Raw genomic sequence first — 224 nt, 5'->3', positions numbered from 1 at the left:
ACTGGCCCGCCACTCCAACGCGACCGCCGCGTGGCGGGCCCACCTGCGGGGCGCCCACCTGGCCTCGCCGTCATTCGTGCAGTTCCACCCCACCGCGCTGCCTGCAGACGCCCCGCACCAGTCGAAGACGACGCTGATGAGCGAGTCGCTGCGCAACGACGGGCGGATCTGGGTGCCTGCCAGGCCCGGTGACGACCGGGCCCCCAACGACATCCCGGAGTCCG

Annotated in this window: 1 protein-coding gene; it reads left to right on the top strand. The window is 73.2% G+C overall.

What is annotated here, in order from left to right:
• On the top strand, positions 1-224 hold a 224-nt coding region (locus BN358_RS24450; RefSeq protein WP_157593521.1), incomplete at both ends, for an FAD-binding protein.

It is taken from the genome of Sedimentibacter sp. B4, assembly GCF_000309315.1.
In the GTDB taxonomy this organism is placed as follows: domain Bacteria; phylum Bacillota; class Clostridia; order Tissierellales; family Sedimentibacteraceae; genus Sedimentibacter; species Sedimentibacter saalensis.
This window is presented reverse-complemented; position numbering and strand designations above follow the sequence as displayed.